The 206-nt window shown below is 68.9% G+C and carries 1 pseudogene; it reads left to right on the top strand.

What is annotated here, in order from left to right:
• Positions 1–206: pseudogene (locus ABAC402_RS0121170) on the top strand (magnesium chelatase); the annotation flags it as partial.

Below are 206 nucleotides of genomic sequence, written 5' to 3'. Positions count from 1 at the left end.
CAGCCCGCGCGCCGGCGCCCTGCTGGCCAGGGCGGCGCGCGCGCGCGCCACCCTGGACGGCCGCGACTATGTCCTGCCCGACGACATCAAAGCCCTGTACAAGCCGTGCATGCGTCATCGCGTCCTGCTGTCGCCCTCGGCGGAAATCGAGGGTCAGTCGGTCGACAACGTCCTGCAAAGCCTCCTCGAAAAGATCGAGATCCCGC

The sequence above is a fragment of the Asticcacaulis sp. AC402 genome (assembly GCF_000495835.1).
Classification (GTDB): domain Bacteria; phylum Pseudomonadota; class Alphaproteobacteria; order Caulobacterales; family Caulobacteraceae; genus Asticcacaulis.
The sequence above is the reverse complement of the archived record's forward strand: the minus strand, read 5'-3'. Positions and strand labels throughout refer to the sequence as shown.